Here is a 20,248-nt window from a genome sequence, read left to right on the forward strand (position 1 = left end):
AAATCCCCGAAGGGCGGACATTAGAATGGTCATCTACTACTTTGTCAGCCAGCTTGAAAAGGTCCAGACATTTCGCTGCACTGGCTTTCGCGTATCTGGCCATTCTAATGGCCGCAGAGAACATAACGGACTTATTCGCACCTTCCCTAAAGCGACTCATCACAACCGCAACTATGACCGCTTTTAACAGCAAAATCATGAGAATAAACTAATATTTAGACAGCGATGTATGAAAACGAGTGTTTGGCTAACCAGTCGTGCTATTTAAGCCGCTAACCTATCAATCTCCGTTTTTAACGTTACGTGAATTGCGTCAGCCTCTCTAGGAGTGCCCTCATGAGTACCACCGAATTCCGCATGATGGATGGCAATGAAGCCGCCGCCTATATTGCCCATCACTTAAATGATGTGATCGCCATCTACCCCATTACGCCGGCGTCTCCGATGGGAGAATTAAGTGATCGCTGGAGTGCCGAAGGGGTTACCAACCTGTGGGGTGTCATCCCCGATGTGATTGAGTTGCAGAGTGAAGGCGGTGCTGCTGGCGCGGTTCATGGTGCATTACAAGCCGGCGCTAAAACGACGACCTTTACCGCATCGCAGGGCTTGTTATTAAAAATCCCTAATATGTACAAAATTGCAGGCGAGCTTACCCCAACGGTCTTTCATGTTGCCTCCCGTTCATTAGCATCCCATGCGCTATCGATATTCTGTGATCACAGTGATGTGATGTCGACGCGGGCAACCGGTTTTGCGCTGCTCGCCTCCAACTCAGTACAAGAAGTGATGGATATGGCCACGATTGCCGAGATGGCTACGTTGACAGGTCGAGTACCGATTTTACATTTCTTCGATGGCTTTCGTACCAGCCATGAAGTCAAAAAGGTTGAACTGGTCACCGAAGCGATGCTACGTCAACTCATTGATATGGAGCGTGTGCGCGACTGCCGTAGCCGAGCGTTATCACCGGATCATCCGGTGGTGAGAGGTACCTCACAAAACCCCGATGTTTTTTTCCAAGCCCGTGAGGCGAGCAACCCCTACTACGATGGCTTCGCCACTATTGTGCAGCAGGCGATGGACAGATTTGCCGATATCACCGGACGGCAGTACCAACTCTATGAATACGAAGGCGCTGCCGATGCCGAATCGGTCATTATACTGATGGGATCAGGCGCCGAAACGGCTTGTGAAACCGTTGATTACTTAAATCGTAACGGCGCTAAAACCGGTGTATTGAAAGTACGTCTGTTTCGCCCTTTTGATGCCGAGCGATTACTCAATGCTCTACCCCGGAGTGTGCAGCAGATCGCGGTTCTCGATCGCAGCAAAGAACCGGGCGCCAATGGCGAGCCTCTTTATAAAGATGTGGCTACCGCGTTGATGCAATCGGTTTTAGCCAAGCAACGCGCTAGTGATAGCTTACCGAAACTCCTAGGTGGTCGCTTCGGCTTATCGTCTAAAGAGTTTACTCCGGCGATGATTAAAGGCGTATTTGATGAACTCCAAAAGACCAATAGCATCAATTTATTTACCGTTGGCATTGATGACGATGTGACCCATAAGAGTATCGATTATGATGCTACCTTCAGAACCGATGCCCACAGCGACACGTATCAAGCCGTCTTTTATGGTCTAGGCGCGGATGGCACGGTCAGCGCCAACAAAAACAGTATTAAGATTATCGGCAATGTGGAAGGTCAGTATGCGCAAGGACACTTTGTCTATGATTCGAAAAAATCCGGCGCGGTAACCGTTTCACATCTCCGCTTCGGCCCTCATAAGATCCATTCCGCTTATGAAGTTCAAAACGATCAAGCTGATTTTGTTGCCTGTCATCAGCCCCGCTTCCTGAATTTATACCCGATGTTGACTAAGGCGCGCCATGGGGCTGTATTTCTACTTAACACCCGTGCGCCAGCGACAGAGGTTTGGGATACCTTGCCCGAACAGGTACAACAACAACTCATTGATAAACAAATTCGCTTCTTCGCTATCGATGCCTATCAAGTGGCGCAGCACTGCGGCTTAGGTAAGCGCATTAATACCATTATGCAAAGCTGCTTCTTTAAGATTTCTAATATTTTACCGCTTGATCAAGCCATCGTGCAGATTAAACAAGCGGTACAGCACGCTTACCGGCGCACCCCCACGCTCATCGAACTGAACTTAAAGGCGATTGATGCGAGCCTCGATCAGCTTCATGAAATTCAGTTACATAGCAAAGCAACCAGTCGTATTCCCATGCATGAATTAATCTCTCATCAAGCTAACGATTTTGTACGACAACTCACTGCCGAGTTAATTTCGGGTCATGGGGATCAGGTGCCGGTTAGCGCTTTTTCTGCCGATGGTACGTGGCCTACGGGCACCGCCGCGTTCGAAAAGCGAGATCTCGCTACCGAACTGCCGTTATGGGATGACACGCTCTGTACTCATTGCGGTAAATGCGTATTAGTCTGCCCTCACAGCGTTATGCGTAGCAAGATCTTCGATCAATCCTTGTTAAAAGAGGCCCCTAATAGCTTTCGCGCCGTGCCGATAAAGGGTGCCAAGGATTTCCCCGAAAACAGCTATATCAGTTATCAGGTATCCCCAGAGGATTGCACCGGCTGCACCCTCTGCGTCGATATCTGCCCGATTGTAGATAAGCAAAATCCGACACACAAAGCGATCAACATGGTACCTAAAGTTCAAACCTATGCGGATGAAAGAAATAATTGGGACTTTTTCCTGTCGCTACCGGAGTTTGATCGCACCAAACTAAAAAGTGGCACACTGAAAGGCTCAATGGCCTTTCAACCCCTATTTGAATTCAGCGGTGCCTGTTCTGGTTGTGGCGAAACGTCTTATATTCGCTTAGCCAGCCAACTGTTTGGCGATCGGATGATCGTCGCCAATGCGACCGGCTGCTCATCTATCTATGGTGGCAATCTGCCGACCACCCCTTGGACAACAAATGCCGAAGGACGGGGGCCCGCCTGGAACAATTCGCTGTTCGAAGATAATGCGGAGTTTGGCATGGGCATGCGCGTTGCTTTGGATAAACAAAAGCAATATGCCACGCGCCTACTCAATGAACTGAAGCCACAGCTCGATCCCGAGCTGGTTAATCAGTTAGTCACTGAAACTGAAGCCGATGAGGCGGGGATTGAACATCAACGGCAATCGATTGAACAACTCAAACTCGCTCTCGATGGGCTAAGTGATCATTCTGCTAACGGTGATAAAGCCATTGAACTACGTCACTTAGCCGATCAACTCAGCCGCAAGAGTGTCTGGATTATCGGTGGCGACGGCTGGGCCTACGATATTGGCTTTGGCGGTTTAGATCACGTATTGGCTTCAGGACGTAACGTCAACATTCTGGTACTCGATACTGAAGTCTACTCTAACACCGGCGGTCAAACCTCGAAAGCAACCCCGATCGGTGCGGTGGCTAAATTCTCTGCTTCTGGTAAAGCGGTGGCTAAAAAAGATCTAGCCCGCCTAGCTATGGATTATGAGCATGTGTATGTTGCCCATATCGCCTATGGGGCCAAGGATGTACAGACACTTCGCGCATTTCTTGAAGCTGAATCCTATGATGGCCCTTCGTTAATCATCGCCTACTCACCCTGTATCGCTCATGGCTTTGAGCTCAAGGATAGTCACTTACATCAGCAGTTAGCGGTCAAGAGTGGTCACTGGCCCCTATTTCGTTACGATCCCCGCTTGGCGGCACAACACAAAAATCCGCTCACCATGGATTCTAAACCCCCTTCTATCCCCTACGCTGAATTTGCGCGCCGAGAAACCCGTTTCAGCTCATTGTTACAAGCTCATCCCGTTGAAGCCGCCGCTTTTCTCGATAAAGCACAACACGAAGTTAGCGAACGTTATAAGCATTATCAGCAGCTGGCAGAGATGGACTGGGAAGCCGCATCAATACCGCAACAAGCCCCCAAATAAGCCAGTCGTTCAATGCGAGCGGCTAGAACATCAGCAACGTTTAACGAAAAGAACTATGATCTGATTAATAATCATTATCATTTACAATAAAAGTGATATATTGTATAACGTTGTTTTAATCAATGTTGCGACAGGTATCTGCGGATGGCTAACTCACTTAAAGCTAAAAGCCTTTGTAAACTTAAAAGCGAACTTATCTCGAAACACCTAGACGAAATAGCGAATATAACCCGTAATAGTCAGTATATTTGTAGTAAGTGCGCCCGCTCATCCGAAGGGAAAAAGTGGTTATGCAAACCGGTCGCGATCTAAGTCATTTAAGTGATCACTAAATTCGACCCATAAATGTGCTACATCAATAACTCGCTGCTATTCTGTGATTATGAATGCTTATTTCTTCTTTTAAAACGTGTATGGAGTCCACATGCTAAACAGCTCAATGCTGGAAAAACTCAATCATCAGATCAATCTAGAATTTTACTCATCTAATATGTATCTACAGATGAGCTCTTGGGCAGAATCAAAAGGCTATGAAGGATGCGCTGCGTTTTTATCTCAACATGCAGATGAAGAGATGCAGCATATGAAGCGTCTATTCACCTATGTGAATGAAACCGGTGCCATGGCGAAAATTGGATCGATCAAAGCCCCGATCGAAACCTTTGAATCCATCAAAGATCTATTCGAAAAAGTCTATCAACATGAATGCTTGATCACTCAAGAGATCAATGGTCTGGCGCATACCGCCTTCACCAATCAAGATTACTCGACCTTTAACTTTTTACAGTGGTATGTTGCTGAACAACACGAAGAAGAGAAGCTGTTTAAGGGCATTCTCGATAAAATTGAGATCATCGGCGACGATGGTAAGGGACTCTTCTTTATCGACAAAGAGATTGGACAGTTAGCTAACGTCGATAGCAGCAATATCTTAACCGATACCGATTGATACTCTTTCCTCGCGGTCCTTCTAGCGATATCCCGCTCTATCGTCGTTTAATCAACCGATAACACCATAAACGAAGACCTCGCTGAAGATTCCACGAGGCCTTCTCGCGTCATTCAAAGAAATAACATACCAAATGATACATAATTGATTATCGTCATTATTTTTTAGTAACACAAAGCATAGAATTTAGTGATCAGAAAGGATGCTCCACTGCATTGGACACTCACGTGGCTTCCTGACTTTATTAACGTTACCGGTGTGATTTGGGCGCGATCCCGATCAGCCATTAAGGTGAATAAAATGACCACTAGCACTCCCCCTACCGACGATTTTTCACAATGCCATATCCGCATTCTGCAGAATTTTGAACAGCTACGAGCCTTAGGAAAAGTGGATATCACTAACCCTGTTGCTACAGATATTCAGGCCAGCGCCAAGAAACTGTTAACTTTTTATCATGAGGTCGTCCTCAATCACCATCATGAAGAGGAACAGGAACTCTTTAATATCGTCATGGATTGCGCCAGCCCCGGCGAAGAACTGCATGCCGCTTCGCGGATGATAAAACGCCTTACCGATGAGCATAGAGCGTTAGAACAGCAATGGAAAAACATTGAAGCTCCGCTAAAGAAATTAGCACAAGGAAGGTTCGCTCAGATGAATAACGCTGCCGCTACCGCCCTAGCGGATAGCTATCTATTACATGCTAAATATGAAGAGTCACACTTTTTACCCCTCGCCGCGACCATTCTCAAAAATACCGATCTTGAGTCATTAGGGCTTAGCTTACATACACGTCACAACATCCATCAAACCGCTGGCTATATGTGAGATCTCCATCACGTAAAAAAACGGCCACATAAAGTGGCCGTTTTTAGCAGTTTATCGCGTTATTTCTTCCAAGTATCTCGCAAGCCAATCGTCTTATTAAAGACTGGATGCTCGGGTGAATGTTCATACCGATCGGCGACGAAATAACCTTCACGTTCAAACTGAAAGGTCGTTTCTGGCGCCGCATCGACTAAACCAGGCTCTACCCAACAGCCCTCAATAACACTGAAAGAATCTGGATTGATATTGTCGAGGAAATTACCTTCGCCTTTATCCGGTGATTCGACATTGAATAAACGATCATAGACTCGTACGGTGGCCTGCTTGCCTTCTGTGGCCGATACCCAATGCATCACACCCCGAGGTTTCATCCCTTCCGGTGGATTTTCGCCAACCGTTCCCGGCACCAAAGACGCATGAATTTCGCAGATTTCGCCCGCCTCATCCTTAATCACGTCGTCGGCTTTAATCACATAGGCACCGCGTAAGCGCATATAGTCATCCGGTACGAGCACTTTAAACTTCTTACGCGACAAGGTGTTATCTTCATTAAAGTCCGACCGATCGATATACAGCTCGCGCGTAAACGGTAACTGCCGCGTACCCATCTCTTTTTGCGGATGAACGGGTGCATTAAGTACTTCAACTTCACCTTCTGGAAAATTGGTAATCACCAATTTCAGGGGATTCATCACACACATCGCCCGTGGCGCGTTCTCGTTTAAGTCTTCGCGTACAAAAAACTCAAATTGAGCCATATCGACAACGCCATCGGTTTTAGACACCGCTAGACTATCGCAGAAATTACGTACCGCTTTAGCGCTGTAACCACGACGACGCATACCTTGAATCGTCGGCATACGTGGATCATCCCAGCCGGTGACATGATTTTCATCGACTAACTGCTTCAGCTTACGCTTACTGGTAACCGTATAGTTGATGTTAAGACGGCCAAACTCGTATTGACGCGGCGTACTCGGCACCGGCAAATGAGCCAAAAACCACTCATACAGCGGTAAATGATCGGCAAATTCAAGCGTACAGATCGAGTGAGTCACGCCCTCAATCGCATCTTCTTGGCCATGAGCAAAATCATAACTTGGGTAGATACACCATTTATTACCGGTTTGATGATGAGTCGCCTTGCGAATACGGTAGAGAATAGGATCGCGCAGATTCATATTCGGTGATGCCATATCAATTTTGGCACGGAGTACGCGAGTACCCTCATCAAATTCACCGACTTTCATGCGTTCCAGCAAATCAAGGTTCTCTTCCGCCGAACGGCTGCGGAAGGGGCTTGGCTTACCCGGCTTTGTCGCCCAGCCACGATACTCGCTCGCTTCTTCAGGACTCAGATCACAAACATAAGCGTTGCCTTCGCGGATGAGATGTTGCGCCCACGCATAAAAGGTATCGAAATAATCAGAGGCGTAGCGAACATCACCGGCCCAGTTAAAGCCAAGCCAATGCACGTCATCTTTGATGGCATCAACGAACTCCTGATCTTCTTTAGAAGGGTTGGTGTCATCGAAACGCAAATTACACTCACCATTGTACTTATCCGCGGTGCCAAAATTGACACAGATCGACTTAGCATGGCCAATATGCAGGTAGCCATTAGGCTCTGGCGGAAACCGAGTGACAACTTTTTGTAGTCCCTGTTGAAGATCCTTTTCAATAACCTGATGGATAAAGTTAGTCGGTTGTTTCACAGTGTTGTTAGCGTCGTTCGTGCTCATAAAGGCGTCTTAACTTCCGTCTGAAATCAAATAGAGGGATATTATAGACAGATGGCTGACAGACAACCATAAGTAAGCTGAAATTAATCAGTTAGTTATCAGCTTCAATCTTTAGTATAATCACGCCTCTCGATGAGTGACGGCATTTATCAGACGATAATTTATCAGATGAACTTACTAGATAGACGAAAATATCTGGATTTTACAAAGGGATCGCAAGCATGATCGTACTGCACACCAACTTCGGCGACATCAAAATTGAACTGGATTATGAGAAAGCGCCGAAGTCCGCAGAAAATTTCGAAAACTACGTTAAAGACGGCTTCTATGATGGCGTTATTTTTCACCGAGTAATCGATGGTTTCATGATTCAGGGCGGCGGCTTTGAACCCGGCATGGTGAGCAAAGAAACCAACGCGAGTATTGAAAATGAAGCCGATAATGGTCTACAAAATAAGCGCGGTACGTTAGCGATGGCCCGCACCATGGACCCGCACAGTGCATCGGCTCAGTTCTTTATCAATGTCAGCGATAACACTTTCCTTGATCATACCGCGAAAACCACCGAAGGTTGGGGCTATGCCGTCTTCGCTAAAGTCGTCGAAGGTTTGGATGTTGTCGATAAAATCAAAGCCGTTTCAACCACGTTTCGTGGCGGCCATCAAGATGTACCGGCTGAAGATGTTATCATCACTTCAGCTGAAATCCTGGATACCGATAGCGCCGAATAATGCGTATTCTGTTTATATCTGATTTACACCTTTACAGCGCTCGGCCTGATCTTACTCGGGCGCTGATTGGTTTTTTAGATAGTACCGCACAAACATGTGATCAACTGTATATTCTTGGCGATCTATTTGAAGCCTGGATTGGTGATGACTTTATTGCCGATGATCTACAGCCGGTTATCACTGCATTAAGGCGTCTGTCCGATAGCGGCTGTGAGATATTCTTTCAGCATGGTAACCGCGATTTTCTGGTTGGCGAGCGATTCGCTCAACTCACCGGCGTGACATTATTGGACGATGCTATCGTCATTCAGCTCGCCTCCGGACCCGCCTTATTGATGCATGGAGATCAACTTTGCACCGATGATCATGAATATCAAGCGCTTCGTCAGCAGCTAAGAGACCCTCAGTGGCAACAAGCTGTTTTAGAGCAATCGGTTGAAGAACGCTTGGCAATGGCGAAACAACTACGCATGGCTAGCGAATCGCATACCGCGAATAAAAGCACGCAGATTATGGATGTTAATCCGCAGGCGGTTACTCAAGCGATGTCCGAGGCTCACTGTAAGCTCTTAATACACGGGCACACACATCGCCCTGCGGTACATCAACTCAAAGATGGTCAACAGCGAATTGTGTTAGGTGATTGGGATACCTCTGGTTGGTATTTAGACGCTTCAGAGCAAGGCGAAAAACTGATTGAATTCAGTATTAACTGATCAGGACTATTCATTCACCACTTAAAGGCAGCTTTTGATACTTCAGCTGCTTTTTACTTTCTGCTGATCAACAACAATCGCTGATCCATTTTACTATCACTTAAGGCATTTTATGCTGATGTAGAGACGACTAGATATATCTTAATAGCGCGATCAGCTAATCAACTGCATACCGCCTAAAACACAATAATATTAATTTAATAAACAACGGAATAACAGAAACTTACATCATGGACTTTATCTGGATTCTAGTCGCTTACCTTTGTGGTTTGTCACTTAAAATGATTGGTATGCCGCCACTCATCGGTTTTTTGCTGGCAGGCTTTTTACTACACTTCTTCGGCGTAGAGCCCAGCGATAGCCTAGATAGCTTGGCAGATATTGGCATCACATTGATGCTCTTCACTATCGGTTTGAAATTACACCTAGGCGACCTGTTGCGCAGCGAGGTTTGGGTGAGCACGCTCAGTCATATCACGCTGTGGATCATCGTGTTTGGTTCGTTTGCCCTATTGATGGCCAGCTTCGCCATGCCCTACTACAGTGATATCGATCTAAGCACCGCCGCCCTCATCGGCTTTGCGCTCAGTTTTAGTAGCACCGTCTGCATCGTTAAATTACTCGAAGAAAATGGCGAAATGAAAACGCGTCATGGTCAGTTAGCCATCGGTGTACTGGTGATGCAAGATATCGTCGCCGTCCTTTTCCTAGTGGTTGCCACAGGCAAGCTGCCTTCTGTTTGGGCACCGATACTATTGGCATTAGTGTTTGCTAGGCCGTTACTCTTCAAGCTACTCGATAAAGCGGGGCACGGCGAAATGCTACCCCTTACGGGCTTCTTTTTTGCCCTCGGTGGCTATGAATTGTTTAATCTCTTGGGTGTTAAAGGTGACTTAGGCGCATTAGTATTGGGATTATTATTAAGCCAACATGCCAAGGCTTCAGAGCTCACAAAATCGCTTCTTAGCTTTAAAGATCTTTTTCTGATTGGTTTTTTCCTCTCAATTGGCTTTACCGCCCTACCCACGTGGTCGATGTTAGCCAGCGCCGGTGTGATCGCGCTATTAATTAGTATCAAGTTTATCCTCTTCTTTGCGCTCTTTACGCGTCTTAAGTTACGTAGTCGCACCGCCTACTTGGCTTCCCTTGCCCTCAGTAACTTCAGCGAATTTGGTCTGATTGTCGCAGCTCTCAGTGTCGATGCTGGATGGCTCTCTCGAGAATGGCTAGTCATCCTAGCCTTAGCGGTATCGCTATCCTTTATTCTAACCAGCATCCTCTATCCCGCAGCTCATCGCGTCTACATGCGCTATAAAGATCATCTAAAACGCTATGAAAGCCCGCAGCGACTCGGCGCCGATATCATTCAACAACCCCCGAATGCTGAAGTACTGGTCATCGGTATGGGACGCGTCGGTAAAAGCGCATTTAAGGCGCTTCAAAGCGTGTTGGATGATCGAGTGGCGGGCATCGATTCCGACCGTTTCCGCGCTTCTCAGCTACAAGCAAAGGGACTGAATGTTTGTTTTGGGGATGGCGAGGATGCCGATTTTTGGGAGACTTTCGATTGTTCTGATATTAAATTGGTACTGCTAGCCCTGCCTCTTATTGAGGATAGCCGTAATGTATCGGCACAATTAATCAATGTCGGTTACACCGGTCAGATTGCCGCGATTGCTCGCTACGAAGATGATCGCAAAGCGCTCATTGCGGCCGGTATCGATAAGGTATTTAACTTCTATAAAGAGGCCGGTAGTGGCTTTGCTGAGGATAGCCTACATTTGATCTCAAAAGGCCACCACGACACAAAGCCTGCCCGCAGCATAGATTAAACCACCGGCTGATCCGACCATACCGCCAATTCATTACCGCCGGGTTCATAAAAATGAAACCGGCGGCCACCCGGAAAATCGAATATAGCTTTGCAGATCACGCCCCCATGGCGGGTTATCTTTGCAGCGGTTGATTCAAGATCGTGACTATAAAATATCAGTAGCGCACCGCCCGTTATTGGCGCGGCGCCCTCTTCTCTTTGAAACAAACCGCCTTCAAGTCCTTGATCATCAAACGCACTATAATCAGGGCCATAATCGCTAAACTGCCAATCGAATACGGCGGAAAAAAAACGCTTACTTAGGGTTAACGCATTGGAACCTAATTCAACATAGGTGAGCTTTTCATGCTGATACTGCATACATTGGCCTACTTTTACACTGAATAGCTAGTCGATCGTATAAGTATAGTGGCCATGCTGAGTTTCACACTCACCGAGACGGAAAGCGAGACCGACAGGCATAATAGAGTGGTTGTAGCCAGCGCCAGCGACTCACCAGCATTGCCATGAAAATCAGACCGCAGCCGGCGAGCTGCAAGCCGGTCATCACTTCAGCGTAAATAATGGCTGCCAATAGCGCCGCCCAGACCGGCTCCAATGTCATGATTAAGGCGACATGGCTGGCAGGTGCTAGGCTTTGAGCATAGGTCTGTATGGCAAAACGTAGACTCGTAGCAATGACCGCGCTAGCCACTACCCACCCGATCGCTGAGTCACTCACCGACTCAGGCCACGACTCGAAAACCGCAGACACGATAATGCCGCCGCTACCCACCACCAACAGCTGTACAGCCGTGAGCACGATGGCAGGCACCATTAGTGCCATCTTAGACACCAACACAAAGTGAACCGAAAACAACAGCGCAGCACAGAGAAACCAAAACTGCCCTGCCGCCAGCGATAAGCCTCCTTCGAGTGATAACAAACCTAAGCCGGCAATCGCCACGGGGAGTGACAACCAAGTACTCCGTTGTGCTCGTTCTCGATAGGTTAACCAAGCCATCAGCGGCACCAATATCACCCCCATACTGGTAATAAATGCGCCTTCACCGAGATGATGCCCATGGTACAATCCCATAATCCAGCATAACAGAGCACTGCTCATTAATAACCCAAGCCCAAACACAGGTTTCAAGGCGCGCGCGTTGAGTAAGTCGAGACAGCCTTTATAGGCAGGGATTAACAAAATAGCACCCGCTAACAGAAAGCGCACACCAATAAACAGTAACGGCGGCATCTCTTGCAACGCCTCTTTCGAAAAAATCCATCCCGCAGCGGCAATCAGCGTTACTAACAACAAGAGAAAATCAGCCCGGGCTGCAGACGACAGCGGCATATAAACCTCAGTATTTAACGAAATAGATGGATAGGATGACCGTCAGTCAATGTGGCTAAACCGTTGCTTAAGACAAGCGTTAAACGACTGAGCGCTGTTGGCTAGTGATTTTTATTGTTAGCCGGGCATGTCATACGAATGGAAAATGCGAACATGGCTCAATTAACACCACTTTTTTTCCATCTTAATCAGGCTCTCTTGAGCCATTAGGCGGCCTAATTCTATCATCTCTTTCGCTCGATGAAACTCATAAAAACGGCAAGCATTTTTAGGAATACCAATTAATTGATCAGGAGGATAACCCGCCACTTTATATTTACCGAGCGAGGCCTGCATCACTTCAACCGAATTAAACAACACGTCAAAACGGCTAATCGCCTTAGGTGACACGGTTTTAACTTGGCCACGATGATTGAGCGCCTGTTTCTGAGCATCCGGCGTATATTCCCACTCGTCACTAAAGCCCGAGCGCTCTAAGTAATGGGTTATGGGCAACGTCGTTTGATTGCGCTGCACATCGGCATTAAGATCGACAGCGACAATAAGATCAGCATGCGCCGCCACGGTAGGAATGATGGGAATAGGATTGAGAACGCCACCATCGACTAGCAGCCGCCCCTCTTCAATTACCGGCGTAAAAAAGCCCGGTACAGCAATTGAGGCACGAATAGCATCGAGCATTGAGCCTTTTTGAAACCATACCTCTTTCTGATGTGTCAGATCGGTCGCCACCGCCGTATAGGTGATGGGGAGTTCTTCAATTAACGGGTTGCCGACAATCTCACGCAGCTTTAGCAGCAGCCGATCACCACGAATAGTGCCTTCGCCACGTAACGTCAGATCCATCAACTTAAACACATCGATACGCTTGAGGCTGATGACCCAGTCACGATATTCCTCAAGACGCCCTGCCGCATAAATACCGCCAATCAACGCACCCATCGAGCTGCCCGCAATACAGACAATCTCATAGCCCCGTCGGTTCAATTCTTCAATCACCCCGATGTGACTATAACCTCTGGCTCCGCCGCTGCCTAATACCAGTGACACCGTGGTCTTCAAAAGCGAGTTCCTTTGTTATCTTTAGTTCCACCCTACAAGCCCGCAACGCTTGAGCAAAGCTTGTAACATAAGCGTTATCCTCAGCGCACTTGCACCCACAGCCCTACAAGCGACGCTCGCTCAAGCGGTAGCGCAGGCCCAACGCCTACGCTCGCGATACGCTCGGCAGCAATCCCCTTGGCGATCAATAACGCGCTAAAGGCATCTGCGGCTTGCTGACTCTGACGTACTAAATCATCAAACTCGCCAACGCGCTTATCATAGCCGCCGATTAACACCTTCTGCTGCGCATTATTGCGCATGTAATCCAATAACGGCTCGATATCATCGGCATGATTTAGCCAGCTAACACCGCGCTGCTGTAAATCGCTGACCAAACTATCGCCTGACTGCTGCGGCGACTGAATCAGATCGAGCTGAACATAGCTGCGACGGTTACCCCGCTGAACGGTATAAAAGGCGAGCTGTTGCTGGCCGAGATTGGCAGAGATAAAGAACTGCGACCGATCAATACCGTACAACTCAGCAATGTCGAAATAGTTATTCGCCCATTGATTACTACTACCACACTGACGACTACTGCATTGAAATAAGATCGTTGCCTGAAGTGATTCTAATAACTCATGATAATAATTAAATACCTGCGCTGGCGTATGTGTATCGGGTACGCGATAGGTAATGCGCAGTAGATTGCCGCTAATCCGCTGACTTTTCTCGGGTGCGATAACGCCGCCAATCTTGCGCATTGGGCCCGTGGCAAGCTCATACTCTGGAATCTGCTGTTCGTTAAAGTTAACGATCCAACTTAATGGAAACCTCGGCAACTGTTGCGGATCACGACTCCCCGTAACATCGCTCTGTGCCTGTACCGTAAAACTTAACAGCAGTAACCCTAGCTGTAACAGTGTTAGTATCCTCATTAATATTCCTTATGCTCGTCAAGTTATGCGCTGCAAAAATGTTAAGCCTGATAGAACTCATTGATTAGTGTAGCAACTGGCGCAACGGCCTGCTCTTCAAGATGAAGATGATGTCCGCCTTTTAAGCGCTGCGTTTGACAATGCTGTAACAGTGCTATGCGCCGCTCACTTTGAGGAATACCACTGTCTGCCAAGATAAGCAGTGTCTCGGCGCTCATTCGCATTAGAAAGCTTTCTACCTGAGCTTCACTCATGCGCAAAATGGAGGGCAATATAAGGTTAGGGTCGCTACGCCAGTAATAACCATCTTCTCTTCTCTCTAGCCCCCGCTCGACAAGCCATTTAGCCGCCTGATGATCAACCGGCCAGCGACCATTCATGCGCGCCCTAACTGCACCATCCACTTGTTGATAGGGTTTCTGCTCTCTTTTCTGCAGTCGAAGCCGCTTTTTAATGGCTGTTTCCAGTTGCTCGGCAGACTGCTCTGATGGCGTCACCAACGGACCAATGCCTTCGATGAGTACGACTTTATCGACTCGCTCGGGAAAGCCACCAGCCACTAATGTTGCAATGCTAGCCCCCATCGAATGACCCAGCAGTGAAAATCTTTGCAACCCCAGTTGATCGGCTACCCCGAGTACATCAACCACATTATCCCAGATATAATAAGGCATGGACGGAGGACGGTGATCGGAATACCCATGCCCCATCAAATCAAGCGCAATCAACCTCAGCCCCGTTAAGCGAGGCGCCAAACGATTAAACGTAGCCGCATTGTCCAGCCAACCATGCAAAGCCAACACCGGCATACCATTCGCATCACCCCAGCTTTTGGCTGCAATCTGATGGCCATTGACATTAAACGTTAACTCATCTGCTATCGCTGTATACTTCATTGATCTATTAACCCTGTTAATCATCCGCGTTGATGCTTAGCTAACGTGCATAAGCATACAAAAATGGGGTAGTATCTTCACTGTTTTTTCTTTTAAAACAGATAGTTTAAACACGAATTCACCCTATTCTGTCAACATTTTACGCCGAGGCTTTTGATGAACAACCCTCTATCAACGATTCAACCCGCACAAGTGGGGCTGTGGCTGCTCGGTTTTTTATTCATTCCAGCGACCCTATTCTTTCAGCCAAACTTAGGCGGTGAGGGAATGTCCATTTCGCACAATATTAGCGTCTGGATTGGCGCGGTTGTTGTCATCTCTAGCGCCCTGCTACTGATGTTAAAAACCAAACAGTTTCGTTATCCAAAATACTGGTTGGCGATGGCCGCCCTGCCCATCAGCATGATCATACTGGGTTTTATCGTCAATAACGTCCTGCCCACCGAATGGCTGTTTCGACAGCTATATATTTTAGGCGGCTTTGTCTTTCTAATGGCGCTATTTCAGTTTCGCTTTACCCCGCGAGATATCGAACGCGGGCTGATGCTTGTACTGCTGTGCGGCAGCATTCATGCCCTTTACGGTATCTCACAAATTTTCTGGCCTAATATTCTGACCTCCTTCATCACACCGAGCCGAAACGTTCCCTACAGTACCTTTCAACAAATCAATATTCATGCCTCATTTCAGGCAACCGTTTTGATGATCGGCGTTTACCTGCTGAGCCGACCCGTCAGCCTAACACGCTCACCATTGTTGACATCCATGCTACTTGTCAGCACCTTCCTGAGTAGTTTCATTGTGGCGTTTTCTGGCTCTCGGGTAGGGATAATCGGCGCCGCGGCCGGTCTCCTTATCCTTACACTTTGCCATTGGCAGTATTTTTGGAAACGTAAATCGCTAACGCTCGCGGTATTAGTGACAATAACCGCCGCGCTATTCATGGGCAGCCAAGGCATTGAACGTAGCTCCGGCAAACTCGGCGATCTCACGTCGCTAAACGAAGCCGGGGTCGCACAATCAGGCTCAAATAGCCGTATTAATATCTATAACATTGCTATCGAACTGTTTCGTCAACAGCCCTTAAGCGGATATGGTATAGGCAGCTTTCAGAAGGTCTGGCATGATCAGAAGGTGGATTATCTAGACCGGTATCCCGAGGCTAACTTACCGCCGGAACGTCTAAGTCACCCGCACAATGAATTGATGTTCTGGCTGGTTGAGGGCGGACTTATCGCCGTGAGCGGCATTTTCATCTCGGTAGCCGCTATTCTGTATGCCGCCTTCCGCTGTGGCTGGCGACGCGGCCTAAGTTATACCGCCCTGTTATTGCCTATCGGCTTGCACACTCAAGTAGAGCTACCGTTTTATATCAGCAATATTCCTTGGTTTTTAATGCTGTTCTTGGTGTTCATCATTTTGCATCATCGTCAACGCACACGTCGACTGAGATTGAGTCGTTCGGCTGAAATGACCATGGGGGTAATGGCGATCAGTCTTACTCTCGGGGTGACGGCGATCATGATTCAAACGGTACAGGCGAATCAGAGTATTATTCGCTTTCTCAACGGGCGGATGACGGAACCGATGCTGCTGCAACCGGCCCTGAATAATCCGTTTTTTCGGGATTCTGCCGAACTCTATCTGATGCGAACACTGCTACTGCGTGAACTCAACGCACAACAGGGTCAGTTTGCGCCGCAGTTTATCGAATGGGCGGAGCCCTATATTGAGTACACACCGATCCCTCAACTCTATATTGATCTGTCGCGTGCCTATCTAGCCATCGGCGATAAGCAAAACGCTCTGCGTAGCATTGATGCGGGGCTGGCCCGCTATCCTAAACTCACGTCATTGCAGCAAAGTGCGCGACTGATTAAAGAGGCCGCCGCTGGCATGTCTAAAACACCGCCGCAAACAGCGGATAATCAAGCCTCTAAGGTTTCAACAGCGAGCGTAACGAGCCAGCAGGTTAACGCACCAACTGCTGCAACTGCCCCAACCCAGCGGCAGGAAACTCTAGCTCAATAACGGCCAAAGCACCGGGAAGCATCGGCTCAGGGTGCAAGACATGACCTTCACAGAGCAGTGACACGAGTTGTCCAATCAGAGGCTGATGCGTGACTAGCATCAGCTTCTCATCGGTCTGCTGACTCAGCCAATCCAGTAGTTGTTGCGGTGAAGATTCCGGCGTCAACAGTGCTAGCGTCTCACACTCAAGCGAATGCACCTGCTGCACCAATTGAGCGGTTTGCAACGTGCGCAGATAAGGACTATGAACAATGCGCGAGACACCGTCGAGCAGCGATTCGTGCTGATTAAGCATCTGCTGCACTCGCTGCCGTCCCTGTTCGCTTAGATGACGCAACTCATCACTCGGCGCGTCATAGCCCGCCTCACCGTGACGCATCAATAGTAACTGCATCAGCAGTCACTATCGCGCGGTAGAATGAACTCTACATCACTGCTCTGAGTATTCAGCATCATCATCTTGGCTACCTCAGACACGGGAGCCCCCTTAAAGACCACTTCATAAAGCCCACAAACCAGTGGCATATAGATCTCAAGAGCGTCCGCCTTCTCTTTGACATACCGCAGCGTATTAACGCCTTCAGCGACTTCGCCCAACGCGGTGACCGCTTCATCGAGTGTTTTTCCCTCGCCTAGCGCATAGCCGACGCGATAATTACGGCTCAGGGGCGATGAACAAGTAACGATCAGATCGCCCACCCCCGCCAAGCCCAAAAACGTCATCGGATTGGCGCCCAACTGCACAGCAAAACGACTCATCTCCGCCAGACTCCGCGTCATCAGCATACTCTTGGTGTTTTCCCCCATACCTAAAGCGGCACTAAGACCCGAGGCAATGGCATAAATATTTTTCAGCGTACCGCCCAATTCAACACCGTACATATCGCTGCTGGCATAGATACGGAAAAAAGCACAGTGAAGGATCTCCTGTACAGCGGTTCTGACCTGCTCACTCTCACTCGCAATCACCGTCGCGGTGAGTTGCTGTTGCGCAATCTCTTTCGCTAGGTTTGGTCCACTGATCACTCCGATCGGGTTAGCCGGTAATTCAGCCGCTAAGATTTGACTCATCAAACTAAAGGTTTTCGCTTCGATTCCCTTGGTCGTACTGACAACAATCTGTTCTGCAGTGATGAAAGGCTTTGCTTGCTGAATAACCTCTCTAAACGACTGACTCGGGATAGAGACAAAAATAATGTTGGCTCCCTTCAGCGCCTGCTGCAGATCGGCGGTCGCCGTCACCTTAGCAGATAATTGACAGCCGGGAAGATAACGACTGTTTTCATGCTGACGATTGATTTCTTCGGCGCGCGCAGCATCGCGCATCCATAAGCTCACATCGACCCCTTTACTGCCAATCAGGTTTGCTATTACAGTACCGAAGCTACCGCCACCGAGTACTGAAACTTTTACCCTGTCCGTCATCAGAGATTCCTTACCTATATATTCAAAGCGTTGTCACAAAAACACGCCTAAAGAATCGAGTCTTTAGGCACCACTGAAGTTATCGGAGTGATATTAGTCTGACCTCGGATTATGCTTCTCATCCAGCGAATCTAATAATTTATTCACCCCAAAAAACAAAAATTTAACCACAAAATAGCCCACCACGGCTAACAAGCCAAACAGCACCGCCACGCTACTATCACCGGTGCGTTGATAACCATTCACCGCAATAAAAACGAAAAACAAACTCACCACGATCGATAGCACCTGACTAATCAGGCCGGTTTTATGCTTATCCATGAGATCCTCTTTAGTGTTAATCATGATGCTCATCAGGCTCTGTACAGGTCAAGATGAACAACTGAGTGAGACGTTATTCTCACTCTTAGGAGGCGCTTGAGCATAACGATTCAACGGCACCTCAAAGGGCTGCTTCAATGTCGCATGCAGCTGTGCTAGTTCACTAAAATCGCCCTGCTCGGCCCGCTCAATCACGGCTTGAGCCAGATAATTACGTAGTATAACCCGAGGATTATGTTGTGCCATCACTGCAGCGGCATTTGCCGTGATACGATCACGATAATCACGATACCAAGCGGCAAAGCGATCTGATGCACCTAATAGCGTCATTAACGGCTCGCTATCACCCCGTTGAGCTTGCTCTAGCGCTAAAAAGGCAATCGAATAATCCGCCTTTTGTTGTTCCAGCAGCTGCAGAAAGGTATCAATCAGTGCTCCATCCTGTTGGGTTCTACCCTCCATCCCTAAGCGCTTCTTCATCAACTCGGTATAGGCTATGCCGTAAACGGGCTGAAAACGCTGCAGCGCCGCTTCGAGGTCAGACTGTTTGATCAGTCCACTCAACGTCTGAGCCAAGCAGACGCAGTTCCACAATGCGATCGAGGGCTGCTGTTGAAAAGCGTAACGGCCCCGATCATCGGTACGATTACAACGATAGTCAGGCTGATACTGATCCAGAAAACCGAATGGGCCATAATCAAGAGTCACGCCGATAATCGACATATTGTCGGTATTCATGACTCCGTGACAAAACCCGAACGCCTGCCAACGCGCCACTAACTGCGCCGTGCGTTCGACGACTTCGGCAAACATCGTCAAGTATGGGTTGGATTGTTCCACCGCTTGAGGGTAATGATGCTCAATAACAAAATCAGCTAACCGCTTTAACTGCTCGGACTGACGACTGTAATAACAGTATTCAAAATGACCAAAACGGATATGGCTAGGACTCATACGCACCATCGCGGCAGCCAATTCGATCGATTCCCGATAGATTTGAGTTTCACTACCGATAATACACAGCGCCCGAGTGGTGGGCACATCGAGTGCTGCTAACGCTTCACTACAAAGATATTCCCGAATCACCGAGCGTAAGGCAGCACGGCCATCACCATGACGCGAGTAAGGCGTCTTGCCACTGCCTTTAAGCTGTAATTCCCAACGTTGTCCATCGGTGCCGACAAGATCGCCGAGCAGTAACGCGCGACCATCCCCGAGTTGCGGTGTATAGCCACCAAACTGATGCCCAGCATAAACCGATGCGAGCGGCTCACTACCGCTAAGCAAACGTTGGCCACTGAAATATTCACTCAGCGTTTGCGCCGATGTCTGACAGGGATCTAAGCCAATCTGCTTCGCCGCCGCCGTACTGAACGCGATTAGATAAGGGTTTTTAAGCGGCTGAGGGGCAACCGATTGATAAAACGCTGCCGGCAGTTGCCGAAAGCGGTTATCGAGATGTAATTGATTCAAGCCTAGCCATGTCATGATGCGTTACACCGT

17 protein-coding genes are annotated in these 20,248 nt (G+C 48.2%); 7 read left to right on the forward strand and 10 right to left on the reverse strand.

The features are described from left to right. The first annotated feature begins 336 nt into the window (after positions 1-336). From nifJ to Q4488_RS08655, 3 genes are all read left to right on the forward strand, one after another. The gene (gene nifJ / locus Q4488_RS08645) at positions 337-3,951 is read left to right on the forward strand and encodes a pyruvate:ferredoxin (flavodoxin) oxidoreductase (RefSeq protein WP_303580073.1); all 3,615 of its coding nucleotides are present in this window, start codon (positions 337-339) and stop codon (positions 3,949-3,951) included. A gap of 424 nt (positions 3,952-4,375) precedes the next feature. Continuing rightward, a complete protein-coding gene (gene ftnA, locus Q4488_RS08650) occupies positions 4,376-4,900 on the forward strand; it encodes a non-heme ferritin (RefSeq protein ID WP_303580074.1) in 525 nt (174 codons plus the stop codon). Between the two features lie 300 nt (positions 4,901-5,200). After that, the gene (locus tag Q4488_RS08655; RefSeq protein ID WP_303580075.1) at positions 5,201-5,731 is read left to right on the forward strand and encodes a hemerythrin domain-containing protein; all 531 of its coding nucleotides are present in this window, start codon (positions 5,201-5,203) and stop codon (positions 5,729-5,731) included. Positions 5,732-5,790: 59 nt separating this feature from the next. Here Q4488_RS08655 and Q4488_RS08660 read toward each other — a convergent pair whose 3' ends face one another. Continuing rightward, positions 5,791-7,473: a glutamine--tRNA ligase/YqeY domain fusion protein gene (locus tag Q4488_RS08660; protein WP_303580076.1), complete on the reverse strand. Its 1,683-nt coding sequence runs from the start codon at positions 7,471-7,473 to the stop codon at positions 5,791-5,793. A gap of 221 nt (positions 7,474-7,694) precedes the next feature. Between Q4488_RS08660 and Q4488_RS08665 the strand changes: the two genes are divergently transcribed. The 3 genes from Q4488_RS08665 to Q4488_RS08675 all read left to right on the forward strand — a co-directional run bounded on the left by Q4488_RS08665 (position 7,695) and on the right by Q4488_RS08675 (position 10,752). Then, on the forward strand, positions 7,695-8,204 hold the full coding sequence (locus Q4488_RS08665; RefSeq protein WP_303580077.1) for a peptidylprolyl isomerase: 510 nt from the start codon (positions 7,695-7,697) through the stop codon (positions 8,202-8,204). After that, the gene (locus tag Q4488_RS08670; protein WP_303580078.1) at positions 8,204-8,920 is read left to right on the forward strand and encodes a UDP-2,3-diacylglucosamine diphosphatase; all 717 of its coding nucleotides are present in this window, start codon (positions 8,204-8,206) and stop codon (positions 8,918-8,920) included. The genes Q4488_RS08665 and Q4488_RS08670 overlap by 1 nt, the downstream gene beginning before the upstream one ends. Before the next feature lie 230 nt (positions 8,921-9,150). Next, positions 9,151-10,752, forward strand: a complete 1,602-nt coding sequence (locus Q4488_RS08675; protein ID WP_303580079.1) for a cation:proton antiporter family protein — start codon at positions 9,151-9,153, stop codon at positions 10,750-10,752. Here Q4488_RS08675 and Q4488_RS08680 read toward each other — a convergent pair. The 5 genes from Q4488_RS08680 to Q4488_RS08700 all read right to left on the reverse strand — a co-directional run bounded on the left by Q4488_RS08680 (position 10,749) and on the right by Q4488_RS08700 (position 14,968). After that, positions 10,749-11,114 carry a VOC family protein gene (locus Q4488_RS08680; RefSeq protein WP_303580080.1) on the reverse strand — a complete coding sequence of 122 codons (366 nt, stop codon included), beginning with the start codon at positions 11,112-11,114 and terminating at the stop codon, positions 10,749-10,751. The two genes, Q4488_RS08675 and Q4488_RS08680, sit on opposite strands and share 4 nt — an antisense overlap. Positions 11,115-11,184: 70 nt before the next feature. Further along, a complete protein-coding gene (locus Q4488_RS08685) occupies positions 11,185-12,090 on the reverse strand; it encodes a DMT family transporter (RefSeq protein ID WP_303580081.1) in 906 nt (301 codons plus the stop codon). Positions 12,091-12,252: 162 nt separating this feature from the next. Continuing rightward, positions 12,253-13,152 (reverse strand): patatin-like phospholipase family protein, encoded by a 900-nt coding sequence (locus Q4488_RS08690; RefSeq protein ID WP_303580082.1) that lies wholly within the window; start codon positions 13,150-13,152, stop codon positions 12,253-12,255. A gap of 80 nt (positions 13,153-13,232) precedes the next feature. After that, the gene (locus tag Q4488_RS08695; RefSeq protein ID WP_303580083.1) at positions 13,233-14,072 is read right to left on the reverse strand and encodes a DUF4892 domain-containing protein; all 840 of its coding nucleotides are present in this window, start codon (positions 14,070-14,072) and stop codon (positions 13,233-13,235) included. Positions 14,073-14,113: 41 nt separating this feature from the next. Continuing rightward, positions 14,114-14,968 (reverse strand): alpha/beta hydrolase, encoded by an 855-nt coding sequence (locus Q4488_RS08700; RefSeq protein ID WP_303580084.1) that lies wholly within the window; start codon positions 14,966-14,968, stop codon positions 14,114-14,116. A 156-nt stretch (positions 14,969-15,124) separates the two neighbouring features. On the opposite strand from Q4488_RS08700, the gene Q4488_RS08705 reads away from it, so the two are divergent. Continuing rightward, entirely contained in the window at positions 15,125-16,999 is a 1,875-nt protein-coding gene (locus tag Q4488_RS08705) for a PglL family O-oligosaccharyltransferase (protein WP_303580085.1), read from the forward strand. On the opposite strand, the gene sixA is transcribed toward Q4488_RS08705, so the two are convergent. The 4 genes from sixA to Q4488_RS08725 all read right to left on the reverse strand — a co-directional run bounded on the left by sixA (position 16,941) and on the right by Q4488_RS08725 (position 20,233). Next, complete coding sequence (gene sixA / locus Q4488_RS08710; RefSeq protein WP_303580086.1) at positions 16,941-17,393, reverse strand: phosphohistidine phosphatase SixA; 453 nt, start codon at positions 17,391-17,393, stop codon at positions 16,941-16,943. The two genes, Q4488_RS08705 and sixA, sit on opposite strands and share 59 nt — an antisense overlap. Beyond that, positions 17,393-18,424 carry an NAD(P)H-dependent glycerol-3-phosphate dehydrogenase gene (locus Q4488_RS08715; protein WP_303580087.1) on the reverse strand — a complete coding sequence of 344 codons (1,032 nt, stop codon included), beginning with the start codon at positions 18,422-18,424 and terminating at the stop codon, positions 17,393-17,395. The genes sixA and Q4488_RS08715 overlap by 1 nt, the downstream gene beginning before the upstream one ends. A gap of 93 nt (positions 18,425-18,517) precedes the next feature. After that, positions 18,518-18,745: a hypothetical protein gene (locus tag Q4488_RS08720; RefSeq protein ID WP_303580088.1), complete on the reverse strand. Its 228-nt coding sequence runs from the start codon at positions 18,743-18,745 to the stop codon at positions 18,518-18,520. Positions 18,746-18,793: 48 nt separating this feature from the next. Then, on the reverse strand, positions 18,794-20,233 hold the full coding sequence (locus Q4488_RS08725; RefSeq protein WP_303580089.1) for a YdiU family protein: 1,440 nt from the start codon (positions 20,231-20,233) through the stop codon (positions 18,794-18,796). Between the last annotated feature and the right edge of the window lie 15 nt (positions 20,234-20,248).

The organism is Amphritea sp. 1_MG-2023 (assembly GCF_030547545.1).
Classification (GTDB): domain Bacteria; phylum Pseudomonadota; class Gammaproteobacteria; order Pseudomonadales; family Balneatricaceae; genus Amphritea.